Origin of the sequence: Streptomyces sp. NPDC127197, from assembly GCF_042672405.1 — a bacterium.
Lineage (GTDB): Bacteria > Actinomycetota > Actinomycetes > Streptomycetales > Streptomycetaceae > Streptomyces > Streptomyces flavusporus.
This window is the reverse complement of the sequence record NZ_JBHXVG010000002.1, coordinates 33,800-52,284: the sequence shown is the minus strand read 5'-3', so window position 1 is coordinate 52,284 and position 18,485 is coordinate 33,800. Positions and strand designations below refer to the sequence as shown.

At 72.0% G+C, this 18,485-nt stretch carries 11 protein-coding genes; 8 read left to right on the top strand and 3 right to left on the bottom strand.

The features are described 5' to 3' along the window. Window positions 1–3: 3 nt before the first annotated feature. The 6 genes from ACFVJQ_RS02885 to moeZ all read left to right on the top strand — a co-directional run bounded on the left by ACFVJQ_RS02885 (window position 4) and on the right by moeZ (window position 7,967). Window positions 4–1,590: a DUF3152 domain-containing protein gene (locus tag ACFVJQ_RS02885; protein ID WP_385780460.1), complete on the top strand. Its 1,587-nt coding sequence runs from the start codon at window positions 4–6 to the stop codon at window positions 1,588–1,590. Between the two features lie 207 nt (window positions 1,591–1,797). Next, window positions 1,798–3,540, top strand: coding sequence for a DUF3492 domain-containing protein (locus tag ACFVJQ_RS02880; RefSeq protein ID WP_385780457.1), 1,743 nt, complete (start codon window positions 1,798–1,800; stop codon window positions 3,538–3,540). Then, window positions 3,537–4,793 (top strand): hypothetical protein, encoded by a 1,257-nt coding sequence (locus ACFVJQ_RS02875; RefSeq protein ID WP_385780454.1) that lies wholly within the window; start codon window positions 3,537–3,539, stop codon window positions 4,791–4,793. The genes ACFVJQ_RS02880 and ACFVJQ_RS02875 overlap by 4 nt, the downstream gene beginning before the upstream one ends. 184 nt (window positions 4,794–4,977) lie before the next feature. Beyond that, window positions 4,978–5,988, top strand: a complete 1,011-nt coding sequence (locus ACFVJQ_RS02870; RefSeq protein WP_385510716.1) for an NAD-dependent epimerase/dehydratase family protein — start codon at window positions 4,978–4,980, stop codon at window positions 5,986–5,988. Beyond that, window positions 5,976–6,725 carry a spherulation-specific family 4 protein gene (locus ACFVJQ_RS02865; protein ID WP_385780451.1) on the top strand — a complete coding sequence of 250 codons (750 nt, stop codon included), beginning with the start codon at window positions 5,976–5,978 and terminating at the stop codon, window positions 6,723–6,725. The genes ACFVJQ_RS02870 and ACFVJQ_RS02865 overlap by 13 nt, the downstream gene beginning before the upstream one ends. Before the next feature lie 63 nt (window positions 6,726–6,788). After that, complete coding sequence (gene moeZ / locus ACFVJQ_RS02860; RefSeq protein WP_129802271.1) at window positions 6,789–7,967, top strand: adenylyltransferase/sulfurtransferase MoeZ; 1,179 nt, start codon at window positions 6,789–6,791, stop codon at window positions 7,965–7,967. Between the two features lie 65 nt (window positions 7,968–8,032). Here the strand turns inward: moeZ and ACFVJQ_RS02855 are convergent, their stop codons facing one another. The 3 genes from ACFVJQ_RS02855 to ACFVJQ_RS02845 form a co-directional block, all read right to left on the bottom strand. Then, on the bottom strand, window positions 8,033–9,568 hold the full coding sequence (locus ACFVJQ_RS02855) for an alpha/beta hydrolase (RefSeq protein WP_385510714.1): 1,536 nt from the start codon (window positions 9,566–9,568) through the stop codon (window positions 8,033–8,035). A 138-nt stretch (window positions 9,569–9,706) separates the two neighbouring features. Beyond that, entirely contained in the window at window positions 9,707–11,254 is a 1,548-nt protein-coding gene (locus ACFVJQ_RS02850) for an alpha/beta hydrolase (protein WP_385780448.1), read from the bottom strand. Window positions 11,255–11,472: 218 nt separating this feature from the next. Continuing rightward, window positions 11,473–14,214 (bottom strand): YbhN family protein, encoded by a 2,742-nt coding sequence (locus ACFVJQ_RS02845; protein ID WP_385510711.1) that lies wholly within the window; start codon window positions 14,212–14,214, stop codon window positions 11,473–11,475. A 185-nt stretch (window positions 14,215–14,399) separates the two neighbouring features. Here ACFVJQ_RS02845 and ACFVJQ_RS02840 point away from each other — a divergent pair, with 185 nt between their 5' ends. Both ACFVJQ_RS02840 and ACFVJQ_RS02835 read left to right on the top strand, forming a co-directional pair. Then, window positions 14,400–14,786, top strand: coding sequence for an MGMT family protein (locus ACFVJQ_RS02840; RefSeq protein ID WP_224740215.1), 387 nt, complete (start codon window positions 14,400–14,402; stop codon window positions 14,784–14,786). Window positions 14,787–15,094: 308 nt separating this feature from the next. Beyond that, a complete protein-coding gene (locus tag ACFVJQ_RS02835; protein WP_385780445.1) occupies window positions 15,095–18,448 on the top strand; it encodes an ATP-dependent helicase in 3,354 nt (1,117 codons plus the stop codon). The last annotated feature ends 37 nt before the right edge of the window (window positions 18,449–18,485 follow it).

Sequence of the window (18,485 nt, the reverse complement as noted above, 5' to 3'; positions counted from 1 at the left end):
GAGGTGGGACGCCACAGCCGCCGCGGCCCGGCACCCAAGGGTGCGGCCGCGGACAAAGGGGCTCGTCGGCCGGCACCGGGGCCCTCGGGGGGTCGACAGACGCCGATGCCCGACGGCACTCCCGCGCATGCGGTTCCGCGGCTGCCCGACGGTACGCCGGCGGGTGGGGTTCCGCGGATGGCGGACGGCCCGGCGGGGTATGCGGTGCCGCGTTATGCCGAGGGCACGTTGGCGCATGGTGTGCCGCGGTTGCCTGACGGTACGCCGGCGCATGGTGTGCCGCGGTTGCCTGACGGTACGCCGGCGCATGGTGTGCCGCGGTTGCCTGACGGTACGCCGGCGCATGGTGTGCCCCGGTTGCCCGACGGCACTCCCGCGCATGGGTTTCCCCGCCTGCCGGACGGCACCCCCGCCCACGGCACGCCCCGTTTCCCCGACGGCACGCCCGCTCACGGCACCCCCCAGGTCCGTGGCGGCCACCCCGAGCAGCGTGAAGGGGGTGGTGGCTGGGGTGAGTTGAGGGGTGGGCCCGGCGGCGGGCAGGGGGTCGCCGTCGGACCGGGCGTTCCGCGGCAGCGGTACCTGCCCCCGGGGCCGCGTCAGGAGTACGTCGACGCGTTCGACGAGGACGACGACGTCTTCACGCGTCGTACGCCCGCCTCCTCCACCCTTGCCGAGGACCCGTACGCATCCGTCACCAGCTGGGACACCGACACCCGGACCGGCACCGACGCCGGCATCGACGACGACGCGCCGCCGACCGGCGAGCCCGTCCCGGCCAAGGGTGCCAAGGGCCGCACGTTCACCGGGATCGCGGCCGCCGCCGTGACCACCGTGCTGGCCGTGATCGTCGCCGGTCAGGTCACGGACGCGGGCGACGACACCGGCGTACAGTCGCAGTCCGCCGCCGACCAGGCCCGGGACGCCCGGGACTCCGCGTCGCGCGGGGACGGGCGGCCGACGCCCTCCGATTCGCCGAGCGCGGTGCCGCTGACGTACGAACAGAAGATGGGCAGGACGTACGAGCTGAGCGCGACGCTCGACGGCTCGGGGGAGTTCGACGCGATCGCCGGGATCGACAAGGCGCCGGGCACGGGGCAGAAGTACACCTACCGCGTGGACGTGGAGCAGGGACTCGGCCTCGACGGGGAACTCTTCGCGCAAGCCGTGCAGAAGACGCTCAACGACGACCGCAGCTGGGCCCACAACGGCGGCCGTACCTTCGAACGGATCCACTCCGGCAAACCCGACTTCGTGATCACCCTCGCCAGCCCCGGCACCACCGCCGACTGGTGCGCCAGGTCCGGCCTGGACACCACGGTCGACAACGTCTCCTGCGACTCCGCCGCCACCGAGCGCGTGATGATCAACGCCTATCGCTGGGCGCAGGGTTCGGAGACGTACGGCGACGAGATCCACGCCTACCGGCAGATGCTGATCAATCACGAGATCGGCCACCGTCTCGGCTACCACCACGTCACCTGCGACAAGGACGGTGAACTCGCCCCCGTCATGCAACAGCAGACGAAGTTCCTCGATCACGACGGGATCAGTTGCAAGGCCAATCCATGGCCGTACCCGGGCAGTTGAGCACGCCTCGCGGAACGTGGCCCTCCGTGCCCGCGTGATCTCCTAGCGCGACGAAACGCGCTCTGCGCGGGAAAGTTACGACCGTTCACCCCTTTTGGTGGCGCGATGGACAACCGTCCGTCGCGCCACCGGCTTGTCCGCATACGTTCGTCCCGCTGCGAGTCGCCGGACAACGGTGGCTCCCCATACGGGAGATCGGGGGTGCACATGCGCATCGGACTGCTTACGGAGGGTGGCTATCCGTATGTGAGCGGTGACGCCAGGCTCTGGTGCGACCGGCTCGTGCGCGGGCTCGCGCAGCACGAGTTCGACGTCTACGCGCTCAGCCGCAGCAAGCGACAGGAGGACGAGGGCCGGATCCCGCTGCCGTCGCAGGTCGTCCGGGTGCGAACGGCACCGCTGTGGACTGTCGAGGAGGACCGGGCGGTGGTGGGCGACGGGCGGGCGTACGGGCGCCGCGCTCGCCGGCGGTTCGCCGAGTGCTACGGGGAGCTGGCGGGCGTCCTGTGCGCGGGGGCCTCGGGGGAGGCGTCGGCGGAGGCGCCCGCCGCTGAGGCGGACCGTTTCGCCAACGCCCTGTACGGGCTCGCCGAACTCGCTCGCGAGGAGGGCGGCCTGGTGGGGGCGCTGCGCTCCGAAGCGGCCGTACGCGCCCTGGAACGCGCCTGTCGCGCGCCGGGAGCGCCGCGCACGGCGCACGAGGCGCGGGTGCCCGATCTGCTCGCCGTCGCCGCGCACCTGGAACGCGCCCTGCGCCCCCTCTCGCTCGACTGGTACGAGGACGACGGGCTCGGCTCCGTCGACCTGTGCCACGCGGCGTCCGGCGGCGCGGCGGCCCTGACCGGGCTGCTGGCCCGTCACTTCTTCGGCGTACCTCTGCTGGTGACCGAGTACGGGGTGCAGCTGCGCTCGCACTATCTGGCCGCCGCCACGGAGTCCTCGCCCGCCGTACGGTCCCTGCTCGCCGCCTTTCACGGGCGGCTCGCCGCCGAGATCTACCGGCAGGCCGACTGCATCACGCCCGGCAACGCACACGCCCGCCGCTGGCAGGAACGCTGCGGCGCCGACCGTACGAAGCTGCGCACCGTGTACCCCGGCATGGACGCCAGGCCCTTCGCGGAGGTGGGGGAGTCGCCGGAGCTCGCGGAGCCGGACACGCTGGTCTGGGTCGGCCGCGTGGAACCGACCAAGGACCTGGTCTCCCTGCTGCACGCCTTCGCGGAGGTCCGGGAGCTCCGCAAGGGCGAGCCGGGCGCGCCCCGGACCCGGCTGCGGATCGTCGGCGATCCTTCCGGCGCCGAGGGCGCGGACTACCTCACCCACTGCAGGGTCCTCGCCGCACAGCTCTTCCCCGACGAGGCGGAGGGCCCGCACGCCGTCGGCGACAACCCCGTCTCCTTCGAGGAGATCGGCGGCCCGGACGCCCCGACCCTCGCCGACGTCTACGCCTCCGGCGCGGTGATCGTCCTGTCCAGCGTCGTGGAGGGCTTCCCGATCGGCCTCGTCGAGGCCATGCTCTGCGGCCGGGCGACGGTGTCGACGGACGTCGGTGCGGTGGTCGAGGTCATCGGCGGGACGGGGCTCGTGGTCCCCCCGCGCAACCCACGGGCGCTCGCCGAGGCGTGCGTGGCGCTGCTGTGCGACCCCGAGCGCCGTGAGCGCCTGGGCGCCGCCGCGCGCGCCCGAGCGCTCGAACTGTTCACCGTCGAGCAGAACGTCGCGGCGTTTCACGGCATTTACCTGGAGATCGTCTCGCGCTGCCCCGTCCCCCGCGTCGTCCTCGACGACTCCGGCGAACCCCAGCCCTTCGCCGTCCCCGCAGAGGCCCGCGTCCCCGGCCGCTGGACCGACGCCGCAACGCGCGTGGTGGCACGCGGTGGTCCCAGCTGGGCGGCCGGCCCCCCGGTACGCGCCACACTCTCCGTGCCCGCCACAGGAGCAGCCCGATGAACGACCTGGAGAACCTCGACCGCCCCCGCACCCCGGCCGGCGACGGAGTCGAGGCGCGGCAGAAGGCTCGCGTCGGTGAGGCGCACGGGGGCGCAGCCGAGGGTGAGGCTGCCGCCGCCCCCGGGCGGGACGTCGTCGGCACTTCCGTCGCCCACCGTGGCGCCGCCGATCCCGTGAAGGTCCTGATGCACCGTCACCGTGAGCTCTGCGAACGGGCCGTGGACCCCCTGGAGATCGCGGCCGGCCTGGAGGCACACGGTGTCACCGACCGCACTGCCGCGCGCTTCCGCCACCGGGACGTCTTCTCCCTGGCAGAGGAGATGTACGCCCGTGTCCCGCGCGACGGAGACCCATCCCGGCGCCCCACACCGACCACAGGTACCCGGCCGCGCGCGGACTGGATCGTCCGCACCCTGCTGCCCGGCACGCTCTGCGCCGCGACCCTGGCAGGCCTGCACCTCACCCACGGCCGGGCACGCCTCGTGCTGACCGCCGCCGGCACCCTGGCCGTGGCTCTGGCCCTGCGCGCGGCTTTGTCCCACGGCCCCCTGGGCACGAACCGCGCTCGGCCGGGCCCACCCCCGGCACCCGGCACCCGGACATGGACCTGCTGGCTCGTCGCCTACGCCGTCCTCGGCGACGGACTTCTGCAGGCCGCCGCCTCCGGAGGCCCCGACGGCCTTCCCACCGGCGCCGCGGACAGCCCCTGGCCCCTCACCACCGCCCCCCTCCTGGCCCTCACCCTGGCCTGCGCCCCCGCGGCCTGGAGCGCCCATCTCTTCGCCGTGCGGGCCCGCCACAAACTGACGGCCAGCCGTGGACTCGAGGAGTTCGCCGCCTCCGTACGCCCCCTGCTGCTCGGCGCGTTCACCCTGTTCCTGGCCGCCCTGACCGGCCTCCTCGCCCTCAGCACCGCCACCGTGGACGACCCCGCAGCCCCCTCCCAGACCCTCACCCTCGGCGCCCTCCTCTTCCTCGCCCGGCTCCTCACCATCCACGGCTTCACCCACGCCCCGGCCGTGCTCCTCACCGCGGCGGCCACGGCCGAGGCCACCGCCCTGGCCACGCTCTTCGCCGGCCGCCTCCCGCACTGCGACGTCCTTGCCACCCCGACGCAGACCCTCCTGGAGACCTGGGGTCCCGGCAGCATCCCGACCCTCGCCTGCGGAGCAGCGGCCCTCGCCCTTCTGCTGCACGCCTTCCGCAGACTGACCCGCGCCTCGGCGCACGGACGAACGGACAGCCCGTGGTGACCCCGGCAGGCGCCGCACCCGCGCCCACCGCAGGCGGCCTCCCGCCGATGCCGCACGACAGACCCGCTTCACCCCTCGCCGCAGGCGCCCGGCCCGGACGTCGGAGGCAACCGCACCACCCCTTCGAAGGAGAACACCGCATGAGTACCTCCCGATCCGCCAACCTGGCCCCGGGAGCCGCCCGATGAGAGTCCTGCTGATCGGAGCCAATGGCTACCTGGGCCGCTTCGTCGCCGACCGTCTGCTCGCCGACCCGGCCGTCCAACTCACCGCACTCGGCCGCGGCGACGACGCCGACGTCCGATTCGACCTCGCGTCCGGCAGCCCCGGCGCACTCACCCGCTTCCTCGACGCCGTCCACCCCGGCGTCGTCGTCAACTGCGCCGGCGCGACCAGAGGCGGCGCCCGCGAACTCACCCGCCACAACACCGTCGCCGTCGCCACCGTCTGCGAGGCCCTGCGCCGCAGCGGCTGCGGCGCCCGCCTCGTCCAGATCGGCTGCGCAGCCGAGTACGGGCCCAGCCAGCCCGGTTCCTCCACGGCGGAGGATGCGGTACCGCGGCCCGGTGGACCCTACGGAGTCAGCAAACTCGCCGCCACCGAACTGGTCCTCGGCTCCGGCCTGGACGCGGTCGTCCTCCGTGTGTTCTCCCCGGCAGGCCCCGGTACTCCTGCAGGCTCCCCGCTCGGCCGCCTCGCCGAGGCCATGCGGCGCGCCATGCAGACCGGCGACGGCGAACTCAAGCTCGGCGGCCTCGGTGCCCAGCGCGACTTCGTCGACGTCCGCGATGTGGCTCGCGCCGTCCACGCGGCCTCCCTCTCCGCCGCGCAGGGCGTCATCAACATCGGCTCCGGCCGCGCGGTCCGGCTGCGCGACGCCGCCGCGATCCTCGCCCGTGTGGCCGGCTACGGCGGCGCCCTGCACGAACTCGACGGCCCACCCGGCCCGCTGAGGCCGACCATCGGCCACCCCAGAGAACCGCTCGGCCACCCCCGCCACGAACCCCTGGGCCACCGCAGCGACTCCGACCACACGGCCCACTCGGCCCCCGTCGCGTACCCCTATCCGGACGGCTGCGGCAGCTGGCAGCAGGCCGACGTACGCACCGCCCGCGACCGGCTCGGGTGGCGTCCCCGGATCAACCTCGAGGAGTCCCTCGCCGACATCTGGATGGAGGCGGCATGCCGTATCTGACCAGGACCAAAGCGGCCACGGCGGGCACCGATGTCCGCACCGGCTTAGGCATCCCCGGCTATGCGCACCCCCTTCTCGCCCCCACCGAGTGGGGCGAACTCACGCGCCCCGGCACCCCCTTGCACTGGGTCGTCCTCAATGTCGCCGACGGTCCCGGCGCCCGTCCCGACCCCCACTGCCTGGAGGCGGCCAGCCGCCTCCGCAATGCGGGGGTCCGCGTGCTGGGTCACCTCGACACGATGTACGGCGCCCGCGGCTTCGCCGAGGCGATCTCGGACGCTCGCCGGTATCTGGACTGGTACCAGGTCGACGGCTTCCTCCTGGGCCGCTGCCCGGCCGAACGCGCCGGCCTCCTCGAGATCCGCCGCACGGTCACCACCCTGCGCGCGCTGCGTGACGATGCCCACATAGTCCTCGGCCACGGGACCCACCCGTATCCCGGCTACGCCGAGAACGCCGACCAGCTCGTCACGTTCTCGGGTCCCTGGAGCGGCTACCGCTGGTCGCAGGCGGCCGAGTGGACCGCCGACTATCCGCCCGAGCGGTTCTGCCACTTCGTGCACGGAGTACCCCGCGGCCACCTCGACGAGGCGCTGCGCATCGCGCGCTGGCAGGGCGCCGCGACGATCTACTTCACCGACCGCACGGATCGCGGCGGCCGCACGGACCCCTGGGAGAGCATGCCCGGCTACTGGGACGAAATCGTCTCGCGGATCGGAACGGGTGTCTCGGAATGAAAAAGGCCGTGGCAGTGTTACGAGGAGAACAACCGTAGTGATTGACCGACCAACGGAGTCCCCGTGTCGCTGCCACCCCTGGTCGAGCCGGCTTCCGAGCTCACCGTAGACGAGGTTCGCAGGTACTCCCGCCACCTGATCATCCCCGACGTCGGGATGGACGGGCAGAAGCGGCTGAAGAACGCCAAGGTGCTGTGTGTGGGCGCGGGCGGCCTGGGCTCGCCGGCCCTCATGTACCTGGCCGCGGCGGGCGTCGGCACCCTCGGCATCGTGGAGTTCGACGAGGTCGACGAGTCGAACCTGCAGCGCCAGATCATCCACAGCCAGGCGGACATCGGCCGCTCCAAGGCGGAGTCGGCCCGCGACAGCGTGCTCGGCATCAACCCGTACGTGAACGTGATCCTTCACGAGGAGCGGCTCGAGGCCGACAACGTGATGGACATCTTCAGCCAGTACGACCTGATCGTCGACGGCACCGACAACTTCGCGACCCGCTACCTCGTCAATGACGCGTGCGTGCTGCTGAACAAGCCGTACGTGTGGGGCTCGATCTACCGCTTCGACGGCCAGGCCTCGGTGTTCTGGTCCGAGCACGGCCCCTGCTACCGCTGCCTCTACCCGGAGCCCCCGCCCCCCGGCATGGTTCCCTCCTGCGCCGAGGGCGGCGTCCTGGGCGTGCTGTGCGCGTCGATCGGTTCCATCCAGGTCACCGAGGCCATCAAGGTCCTCACCGGCACGGGTGAGCCGCTGGTCGGCCGCCTGATGATCTACGACGCCCTGGAGATGCAGTACCGCCAGGTCAAGGTCCGCAAGGACCCCAACTGCGCGGTCTGCGGCGAGAACCCGACCGTCACCGAGCTCATCGACTACGAGGCCTTCTGCGGCGTCGTCTCCGAGGAGGCCCAGGCGGCGGCCGCCGACTCGACGATCACTCCCAAGCAGCTCAAGGAGTGGATTGACGACGGCGAGAACATCGACATCATCGACGTCCGTGAGATCAACGAGTACGAGATCGTCTCGATCCCGGGCGCCAGGCTCATCCCGAAGAACGAGTTCCTCATGGGCACCGCCCTGGAGAGCCTCCCGCAGGACAAGAAGATCGTCTTGCATTGCAAGACGGGTGTCCGCAGTGCGGAAGTCCTCGCGGTCCTGAAGTCCGCGGGCTTCTCGGACGCCGTCCACGTCGGCGGCGGCGTCATCGGCTGGGTCAACCAGATCGAGCCGCACAAGCCGGTCTACTGACCCGGCCCTGCTTCCCGTCCGGCGGGGGCTTCGCGCACCAAGGGTGCCCGGAGCCCCCGCCGACGTCATGAGCAGACCTTGCCGTCCTTCGGCACCGTTCCGTTCAGCACGTAGGCGTTCACCGTGGAGTCGACGCAGTCGCTCCCGCTCCCGTAGGCACCGTGCCCCTCGCCCTTCCAGGTGAGCACCACGCCGACCCCCTTGCCCAGCTCGTCCGCCATCCTGCGGGCGCCCTCGTAGGGAGTCGCCGGGTCGCCGGTGTTGCCCACCACGAGGATCGGCGCCGCACCCGGCGCGCTCACCTCCGGGCTGGCGAACTGCCCGGCCACCGGCCAGTCGTGGCACCAGCCTGCTGTGTCCCAGCCCAGGAACGTCCCGAACACCGGCGAGATCTTTTCGAACTCCGCGAGCAGCCCCTCCGCCTCGTCGGGCGTCGGCCGCTGCTTGTCGTCCAAGCACGATATGACCCGTTGTGAGTGGGTCGTCGTGGTGTAGTGGCCCGAGGCGTCCCGCTCGTTGTAGGCGTCGGCGAGCGCCAGCAGCTCGGAGCCGTTGCCCTGCTCGGCCGCCTCCAGGGCGCTGGTCAGAGCAGGCCAGCTGGACTTGCTGTACAGCGGGAGGATGATGCCGGTGAGCGCGAGTGCCTGGGTCAGCTTCCGATCGGTCGACGTCGGCAGCGGCTCCGCGTCGATCCGCTCCAGCAGGTCGGCGATCTTCTGCGAGCCCTGCTGCGGGTCCTGGCCCGTCGACTCGAGGTAGTCGTCGAGCGCGCGCTGGAATCCCAGGGTCTGGTTCCTGGCGTGGCCCACCGCGTCGGCGCTGGGGTCGACGACCGCGTCCAGGACCAGTCGTCCCACGTTCTTCGGGAACAGGTGGGCGTAGACGCCGCCGAGTTCGGTGCCGTACGAGATGCCGAAGTAGTGCATCTTCCGGTCGCCGAGGACCTGCCGCATCAGGTCCATGTCGCGGGCGGTGTCGGTGGTGGACACATGCGCCATCAGCTTCCCGGCGGACTCCTCGCAGCCCTTGCCGAAGTCTGCGGCGTCCTGGAAGTACGCCGTCTCCTCGGCCGGGGTGTCCGGCGTGGGGTCCACCGCCTCGGCGGCTTGGATCTCCTTGTCGCCGCGACAGCGGATGCCCTCGCTGGCGCCCACCCCGCGCGGGTCCCAGCTCACCAGGTCGTACCGCTCGTGGAGCACCGAGACGGTGGAGGAGTACGCCGGCAACGTCGATACGCCCGAGCCGCCGGGGCCGCCGAAGTTGAACAGGAGGGAGCCGATGCGATCGTCACCGGTCGCCTCGGCACGGATCAGCGCCAGATCGATCGTCGTGCCCTCCGGCTTCGACCAGTCCAGGGGCACCTTGAGCGTCGCGCACTGCCAGTCGTCGCCCGGCGGAGGGGCGTCGGCGGTGGCCTTGCAGTCGCCCCAGTCGAGTTCCTGCGCGGTGAGGGACGGGGACAGCCCGGACGTGGATTCGCCCGACGAACCGGTGGGTGAGGCGGCCGTCCCCTTTCCGTCGTCGGACGAGCCGCTGCTGCAGCCCGCCGTGAGCAGCGCGGCGGCGACCGTCAGAGCCGTCCACCGTACGAAGCGTGCCATGAACACATCCCCCCTCCAGAGCCGCCCGCACTTCGGTCGCGAACGGCAGTCCCGCCATGGTAGGCCGACCGAGCCGCACCCGCCGCGGCCTGTGGATAACCTTTTGACCTGCGACTTTCCCGGGATCCGGGGCCAGGTTCAGGAGCAGACGGTCCCGACTGCCGGCACCTTCCCGTCCAGCAGATAGGCGTTCACGGCGCCCTGCACGCATTTGTTCTTGCTGTCGTATGCACCGTGTCCCTGCCCCCGGTACGTCAGCTCCACGCCGACGCCGTTGCCCAGCGCCTGGACCATCTTCCGCGCCCCCTCGTAGGGAGTGGCCGGGTCACCGGTGTTGCCCACGACGAGGATCGGCGCCGCCCCGGGCGCACTGACGTCGGGATGGTCGGCGGCGCCCTGCACGGCCCAGTCGGTGCAGCTGAGCATGCTCCAGGCCAGGAAGTCGCCGAACAGGGCGGAGGCGGCCCGGAACTCGGGCAGTTTCCGTTCCACGTACTCGGTGGTGTACCGCGGCTTGTCGTCGGCACAGTTGATGGCGACGTTGGCCGCGGTGAGATTGCTGTACTCGCCGTTCTGGTTGCGCCCGTTCAAGGAGTCCGACAGCAGGAGCAGGATCTGGCCGTTCCCGTCGTACGCCTGCTCGAGGCCCTCGGTGAGGTACTCCCAGAAGTCCTGCGAGTACAGCGCCTGGGCGATGCCGCTGGTCGCGGCGGTCTGGGTCAGCTCGCGGGGGAAGATGCCCGGGATCGGCTTGCTGTCCAGGTCCTTGAGCAGCTTCGCGATGCGGGCCTTGACGTCCTGGGCGCTGTTCCCGACCGGGCAGTCCTCGACCTGTGACACGCAGTGCTCGGCGTAGTTGTCGAGCGCGAGCTGGAAGCCCTCGGCCTGCCCGAGGGAGCCCTGTTCGGGGGTCTCGGTCGGATCGACGACTGCGTCGAAGACGGCCCGGCCCACGTTCTCCGGGAACAGGTGGGCGTAGACGCCGCCGAGTTCGGTGCCGTAGGAGATGCCGAAGTAGTGCAGCTTGTCGTCGCCGAGGACCTGGCGCAAGAGGTCCATGTCGCGGGCCGCGTCCGTGGTGCGCACGTGCGGCAGTATCCGCTCGGAGTTCTTCTCGCAGGCGGCGTTGAACTCCTTGACGTTGTCGACGTATTCGGTGCGCTCGGTGGCGTCGTCGGGGGTCGCGTCCTGCTGGAAGTAGATGTCGAGTTGCTGGTCGTTCTCGCACCACACCGGTGCGCTGCGGCCGACCCCACGCGGGTCGAAGCTCACCAGGTCGTAGCGGGTGCGCAACGTCGCATAGCCCGCGCCGAACGCGGGCAGCGCGGTGACGCCCGAGCCGCCGGGGCCGCCGAAGTTGAAGATCAGCGAGCCGATGCGCCGGCTCTCCGCGCCGCTGGTCTGCGCCCGGATCAGCGCGATGTCTATGGTGTCGCCTTCTGGGTCGTCCCAGTCGAGGGGCGCCTTCATGGTCGCGCACTGCCAGTCGTCGCCGTCCGGCAGAGGCGAGGGGGCGTCGCCTCCGCCCTGGGCCTGGGCGGGCGCCGGGCAGGCCTTCCAGCTCAGCTCCTGGGCGGTGAGGTCCTCGTCCTGGGAGCCGTCGTCGCTGCATCCCGCCAGCACGGAGGACAGCAGCACGGCGGTGGCGGTCAGAGCGGCGGCGCGCAGACGGGAAAGGTTCGGCATGCATCCATCGTGCGGTCGCGCGGGGCCGGGCGCTCGGGACGTGGGCCGAATGAGGTACGCGCGCGTGCGGGTGCGTTGTGGCTCAGGCGCGCGTGCGAGTGCGTCGTTGCGGTGAGGGACGCGTGCGGGTACGTCCATTGCGATGAGGGAACCGCGCGTGAGTGCGCGTTGTGGTGTACGTGCGTGTGCAGGGCCTGCCCGCGTACCCGCGATCTGGCCTACAGCGCGCCCTTGCGCGTCAGGTGGTTGAAGGCCAGCCAGCCCGGCAGCACCGGCAGCCACAGGGTCAGCAGGCGGAACAGCAGCACGGCCGGGGCGGCGACCTCGCTGGGCAGGCCGACGGCGATCAGGCCGACGGTCAGGGTCGCCTCGACCGCGCCCACACCGCCGGGTGTCGGGGCTGCGGAGCCGAGCGCGTTGCCGGCGAGGAAGACCACGGCGACGCTGGCGATGCTGATGGACGTGGTCTCGTCGCCGAAGGCGCGGATCGACGCGTCCAGGCACATCACGAAGCATGCGGTGAGCAGCAGCATGCCGCCGATGCCGGTGACCAGCTTCTGCGGCCGCTGGAGCACGTCCAGCATGCGCGGCACGACACCGGCGAAAAGCGACCGCACGCGCGTGACGACGAATTTCCGCATGAACGGCACCGACGTCACCACGAGCACCAGCACCGCGACCGTCAGCAGACCCGCGATGACCGTCCGGGACGGCGACAGGGACGGTGTCTTCTCGGTACCGGTCAGATAACCGAAGGCCAACAGCATGAGGATGTGACAGCCCAGCCCGAACAGCTGCGACGCGCCGACGCTGGCCACCGCCAGACCGGGCCGCACCCCCGCGCGCTGGAGGAAGCGCGTGTTGAGCGCGACACCGCCCACCGCGGCCGGCGCCACGATCTTCACGAACGACCCGGCGACCTGGGCCGCCACGGTCCGTGGGAACGGCACCCGTTCGGGCACGAACCCCAGCAGGCTCATCGCGGCGGCGACATAGCTGAGTGCCGAGAACAGCACGGCCGCGATGACCCAGCCCCACTCGGCGTTGGCCACGAGCGGTCCGAACTCGATGTGCGTGAGCTGCGTCAGCAGGAAGTACGCGCCGATGGCTCCGGCGATGAAACTGATCAGCGTGCGCGGTCGCACCCGCTCCAGCCGGGCCGGCTCGACCGGTGCCTGCGGCCTGATCCGCAGCACCTCGTGCCGGATCTGGGTGAGCAGATCGTCCTCGCGCGCCTCCTCCACGGCCTCGTCCATGGCCCGCTTCTCTGCCCTGGCCTGCGCGCGTACGGCCTTCTTGCCGGGCTTTGCCGGTACGACCGCACTGTCGTCGTCCGCGGCCGCCCCCGCACGGGCCTGCCTGGACTGCCGCGACGCCGCCAGCACCGCCTCCCGCTCGCGCTCGGCGCGCTCCCGGGCCAGTCGCCGCAGGGTCGCGCGTGTGGAGCGGGTGAGCGCGATGGGCTGGAGCATCGGCAGGCAGTCGGCCACGGCGTCAGGGCCGAGCACCGCGACGGCGGAGGCCACTGCCCGCTCGGCGCCGACCCGCAGGGCGAGCGTCGTCATCAGCTGTGCGACGTCCATGCGCAGCAGCAGGTCCCCGGCCGCGATCTCGCCACCGCGCAGATCGGTGAGGATGACCGTGCCGGAACGATCCACCAGGATCGCGTCACCCGCGAGCCTGCGGTGTGCGATGCGCCGGGACTGCAGCGCCTGCACCTGGTGCCAGGTGCTGCGCAGCAGCTCGTCGGAGATCTCCTCCTCGGCCAGCGAGTCGAGGGTGCGGCCGCCGGTGTGCTCGTAGACGAGCATCACGGCGTCGGGGCCCAGTTCGGAGGTGGCGATCAGCTTGGGTGCGTTGGCGCCCGCCGCGATGGCCGCGTACGCCAGCAGTGCCTCCTGCTCCAGCGCCTGCCGCAGCGACTGGAGGCTGCGGCGGGTGGCGAAGCCGCGCAGCGTCAGGTTGCGCCACACCCGGTAGAAGAAGCCCTGTGCCTGTTGCTCCCGGTCGACCACTGTGACGTCCAGTGGTGGTCCGTTCTCCAGGGTGACGAAATAGCGCCGGCCGCGGTCGCCGTTGTCCGCTGCATCCGGGGTCTCCTCGCGCGACGCGCTCACCGGGTGGAAGCCGACCGTCCGCAGGCCCGCCATCAGGGTCCGACCGGTGGGCCGGACGTTGGGCGAGCCGACCGCGTACAGCGTGCCGTAGGCGACGGTCCAGCCGATCAGCACCGTCAGGATGATCGAGAACGGTGTGGTGTAGCCGGTGACAAGCATGGAGAAGGCGTCGAGGAGCAGCACGATCCACAGCACGGCCCGCCAGCGCGGTCTGCGGGACATGCCGACGGCCGTCATGTACGCGATGACCGGGGCGAGATAGCCGTGCACCGGGTCGGTCAGGGCGTTGATGTCGCCGGGGGAGGGCTGGGTGAGCGCCTCCTGGATCGAGTCGGGGGCGGCCCGGGCGACCCACAGGTCGGTGGCGAGCGTCACCCCGTGCGCGAGGACCGCCGCGAGCACGCCGTCGGCGATGCGCAGTCCGTCCCGCTTGATCAGCCGTTCGATGGCGAACGCGACCGGAACCAGGAGGATCGCGATGCTGGACGCCAGTCCCGCGATTTTGATGAGTAGGTCGGGTGCCTGACCGGTGCCCTTGGTGATGTCCTGTTCGAGGCCCGAGGTGGTGCCGTGCGCGAACGCGGCGATGGCGATCAGCACGACGACGGCGAGCACGCCGACCAGGAGTCGCATCAGGTCGGAGGGGCGGTGCACGCGCGCGGGGAGCAGCGGTTCGTCGCCCTCGACCTCGTCGATCGGGGCCTCGTCGGCGCGGGATGCGCCCTTCCCGCTCGGTGGGTCGGCCTTCGTCACCGGCTTCTCGTTCGCGTCGGCGGTGTCCGGGCGCGATGACGCATCAGAGGTGCTCTCCGCGTCCTCGGGCCGCACACCCTGCTGCTTCATCGTCTCTTCTTGATCTCGTATCACCAGTCACCGCCCGCACGATGGTGGCATGCCCCACCGACACACGGGGGCATCAGGGTGCAAATGCGGGAGCGCACAGTCTGCCGACGGGCCGCTCCACGGCGAGGGCCACGCACAGTTGCGAGCAGGTCACCTTGTCGGTGCCGTGCGGCAGGATGGGGCGAATGAGCGAGGAGAGTCTTCCTGGGGACGCCCGCCCGGAGTACACCGACGTCCTGCCGGAGTACGCCGAGCGGGTCCTCGAGGTCGCCGAACTGATCCCGGCCGGGCACGTCATGACGTACGGCGACGTCGCGGAGTGGCTGGAGGAGGGAGGCCCCCGCCAGGTCGGCCGCGTGATGGCTCTCTACGGGGGAGCCGTTCCGTGGTGGCGCGTCGTCCGCGCGGACGGCGTCCTGCTTCCCGGGCACGAGCTGGAGGCGCTCGGTCACTACCGCGCGGAGGGCACACCCCTGAAGGAGGCGAGCCGGGCCGCAGAGGGGCACCTGCCGCGCGTCGACATGAGACGCGCGCGGTGGGACGGCGGCGAACGCGCGGAGGGTCACATCTGACAGCTTCCGCCATTGGACGCGTCCGCGTGTGACCCGTGATCCGTACGAGCGAAACAGGGCACATCTGTGGCATGACGTACGTTCGAGAGACAAGAGGCACGCGGGCCACATGAGTCGCGAGGGAAGAAGCGGAAGCCCTGCTTCCGTCCCTTTCGTCGGCGTAGCGTCGGCTGCGCGTGTCTCCCTCATCCCGCGGTCACCGCCCGCCTCGCGCGGTGGACGGCCCACCCGTCACCCGACCACCACCCCCGACGACGGCGCTCCGCGCCGGCACCGAGACTGCACACCCACCAGGACCGGCGAACCACGTGAGCTCCTCTTCCTCCACCCAGCGCCCGTCGCACCCGCAGGTGCGACAGGGGAGCCGTGGCGCTTACCGACTGGTGCGTACCCCGCCGGTCCGAACGGGTCCCCCTCGTCTGGACGCGGCACAGCGCGCGGTGGTTGACCATGAGGCGGGACCTCTGCTCGTCCTCGCGGGCCCGGGAACCGGCAAGACCACCACGCTCGTGGAGTCCGTCGCGGCCCGCATCGCGCGCGGAGGGGACCCCGAGCGGATCCTGGTGCTGACGTTCAGCCGTAAGGCCGCCGTGGAGCTGCGCGACCGCATGGCCCTGCGCATAGGGGCGGCCCGCGCGCCCCAGGCGACCACCTTCCACTCGTTCTGCTACGCCCTCGTGCGCGCCCACCAGGACAGCGACCTGTTCGTCGAGCCGCTGCGGCTGCTGTCCGGGCCCGAGCAGGACGTGACCGTCCGCGAGTTGCTCGCCGGCCAGCCGGACCTCGAGCGGCTCGGTCTCGCGCACGTGCGCTGGCCGGACGAGCTGCGCGCCTGCCTGACCACCCGCGGCTTCGCCGACGAGGTCCGTGCGGTGCTCGCCCGCAGCCGCGAGCTGGGCCTGGGACCGGACGCCCTGGACGCCTTCGCGCGGCGCATCGGCCGCCCCGACTGGCGCGCCGCGGCAGCCTTCCTCGCCGAGTACCTCGACGTGCTCGACCTGCAGGGCGTGCTCGACTACGCCGAACTGGTCCACCGCGCGGTGCTCATCGCCCGCCGCCCCGAGGTCGCCCAGCGGCTCATCGCGCAGTACGACGCCGTGTTCGTGGACGAGTACCAGGACACCGACCCCGCCCAGGTCCGTCTCCTGCACGCCCTGGCCGGCGAGGGGCGCACCCTGGTCGCCTTCGGCGACCCCGACCAGTCGATCTACGCCTTCCGGGGCGCGGACGTGAACGGCATCCTGGACTTCCCGCGCGCCTTCCCGCGCGCGGACGGCCGCCCGGCCCCCGTCGAGGTGCTGCGGACCTCCCGCCGTTCCGCTGCCGCCCTGCTCGCCGCGACCCGGCTGCTGACCCAACGCATGCCGCTGACCCGCCTTCCCACGGACAAGGTGCGCGCCCACCGCGAGCTGGCTCCGGTGCGCGACGGCGGCCGCGTCGAGGTCTACACGTACCCGACGCCCGGCACCGAGCTGGACAACATCGCCGACATCCTCCGCAGGGCCCACCTCGAGGACGGCGTCCCCTGGAGCGACATGGCCGTCCTGGTGCGCGCCGGATCGCGCACCATCCCCACGGTCCGCCGCGTCCTCACAGCCGCCGGCGTGCCCCTCGACATCGACGGCGACGACATGCCGCTGCGCCACGAGCCGGCGGTGGCCCCGCTGCTGACGGCGCTCCGGGCGGTCGCCACGGCGGAGTCGGGCCGGGCAGGCAACGACCCGCGCACCCCGGAGCGGGCGGAAACCGCGGAGCCGGCGAATCCCGAAGAGACCGAACAGCACACCCCCTGGCTCGACACCGAAACCGCCCTCACTCTCCTCGCCTCCCCCCTCGCCGGCATGGACGCCGCCGATCTGCGCCGCCTCGGCCGTGCCCTGCGTGAGGAGGAGCGGGCCGCGGGCAATCCGGTGCCGCCACCGTCGAACGAGCTGCTCGCGCGAGCGCTCGCCGAACCCGAACGCCTGGTGGCACACGACCCGGCGTACGCGCGCGGTGCCCAGCGCCTCGGCGCGCTGCTGCGCACGGCGCGTGAGCGCCTCGCGGGCGGCGGTACCGCCGAGGAGGCGCTGTGGGACCTGTGGCAGGGCACGCCCTGGCCCACGCGCCTGGAGAGGGCCGCCCGGCGCGGCGGTGCCGCCGGACGCAACGCGGACCGCGACCTGGACGCCGTGTGTGCGCTGTTCGCGACCGCGGCCCGCGCCGAGGAACGCTCCGGCGGCCGCGGCGCCCTCAACTTCCTGGAGGAGCTGGAGGCCGAGGACATCGCCGCCGACACCCTCACGCGGCGTGCCGTACGCCCCGACGCCGTGCGGCTGATGACCGCGCACCGCTCCAAGGGGCTCCAATGGCGTCTGGTCGTCGTCGCGGGCGTCCAGGAGGGCCTGTGGCCGGATCTGCGCCGCCGCGGCTCCCTCCTGGAGGCCGACCGCATCGGCCGCGACGGACTTGCCGAACCACTCACCCCCGGTGCACTGCTCGCCGAGGAGCGCCGCCTGTTCTACGTTGCCGCCACGCGCGCGCGTGAACGCCTCGTCGTCACCGCGGTGAAGGCTCCCGCCGACGACGGCGACCAACCCTCCCGCTTCCTGACCGAACTCGGCGTCGAACCCAAGGACGTCACGGGCCGCCCGCGTCGCCCGCTGTCCGTGGCCGCGCTCGTCGCCGAACTGCGCGCCACGACGGTCGACCCGCGAGTCTCCGACGCCCTGAGGGAGGCCGCCGCACGCCGACTGGCCCGGCTCGCCGCGCTCGCCGACGAGGACGGCCGCCCACTCGTCCCGTCCGCGCATCCCTACCGCTGGTGGGGCATGTTCGAGCCGACCGAGTCCAAGGTGCCGCTACGCAACCGCGACCAGCCCGTCGTACTCTCCGGAAGCGCCCTGAACCAGCTGGCCAACACCTGCGCCCTGCAGTGGTTCCTCGGCCGCGAGGTAAAAGCCGACGCGCCCGCCACCGCCGCCCAGGGCTTCGGCAACGTGGTGCACGTCCTCGCCGACGAGGTGGCCTCCGGGCGCACCCCGGCCGACCTCGCCGTCCTCATGGAACGCCTGGACTCGGTGTGGGACGCGCTCGCCTTCGACGCGCCGTGGAAGTCGGCGCAGGAGAAGGAGCACGCGCGCGCAGCGCTCGAAAGATTCCTGAAGTGGCACGTCATGGACCGCACCGGGCGTACGCCGGTGGCGAGCGAGCACGACTTCGACGTCACCCTCGAAACGGGCGACTACGAGGTACGCATCCGCGGCTCCATGGACCGCGTCGAGGCGGACGGCGAGGGCCGCGCCTATGTCGTCGACTTCAAGACCGGCAAGCAGGCGCCCAGCGCGGCCGACGTGGCCCGCCACCCCCAGCTCGCGGTCTACCAGTTGGCTGTCCGCGAAGGCGCCGTCGACGAGGCCTTCGACGGGGCGCGCCCCGAGCCTGGTGGTGCCGAACTGGTCCAGCTGCGCCAGGGAGCCGCCAAGCGGGACGGCGGTGAGACCCTCCCCAAGGTGCAGGCCCAGGAGCCCCTGGAGGGAGAGTGGGTCGGTGAGCTGCTGGCCACCGCGGCAGGCAAGGTGCTCGACGAACGGTTCACCCCGACGACCGGTCAGCACTGCACGCACTGCGCTTTCCAGGCGTCGTGCAGCGCGCGGCCCGAGGGCCGCCACGTAGTCGAGTGACGTATCGCACCGCATGTGCTGACCTGCGCTTCTCCCG

Coding starts and splice junctions, on each gene's coding strand:
- ACFVJQ_RS02880 (WP_385780457.1), top strand. CDS start 1,798: ATGCGCATCGGACTGCTTACGGAGGGTGGCTATCCGTATGTGAGCGGT.
- ACFVJQ_RS02875 (WP_385780454.1), top strand. CDS start 3,537: ATGAACGACCTGGAGAACCTCGACCGCCCCCGCACCCCGGCCGGCGAC.
- ACFVJQ_RS02870 (WP_385510716.1), top strand. CDS start 4,978: ATGAGAGTCCTGCTGATCGGAGCCAATGGCTACCTGGGCCGCTTCGTC.
- ACFVJQ_RS02865 (WP_385780451.1), top strand. CDS start 5,976: ATGCCGTATCTGACCAGGACCAAAGCGGCCACGGCGGGCACCGATGTC.
- ACFVJQ_RS02855 (WP_385510714.1), bottom strand. CDS start 9,568: ATGGCACGCTTCGTACGGTGGACGGCTCTGACGGTCGCCGCCGCGCTG.
- ACFVJQ_RS02850 (WP_385780448.1), bottom strand. CDS start 11,254: ATGCCGAACCTTTCCCGTCTGCGCGCCGCCGCTCTGACCGCCACCGCC.
- ACFVJQ_RS02845 (WP_385510711.1), bottom strand. CDS start 14,214: ATGAAGCAGCAGGGTGTGCGGCCCGAGGACGCGGAGAGCACCTCTGAT.
- ACFVJQ_RS02840 (WP_224740215.1), top strand. CDS start 14,400: ATGAGCGAGGAGAGTCTTCCTGGGGACGCCCGCCCGGAGTACACCGAC.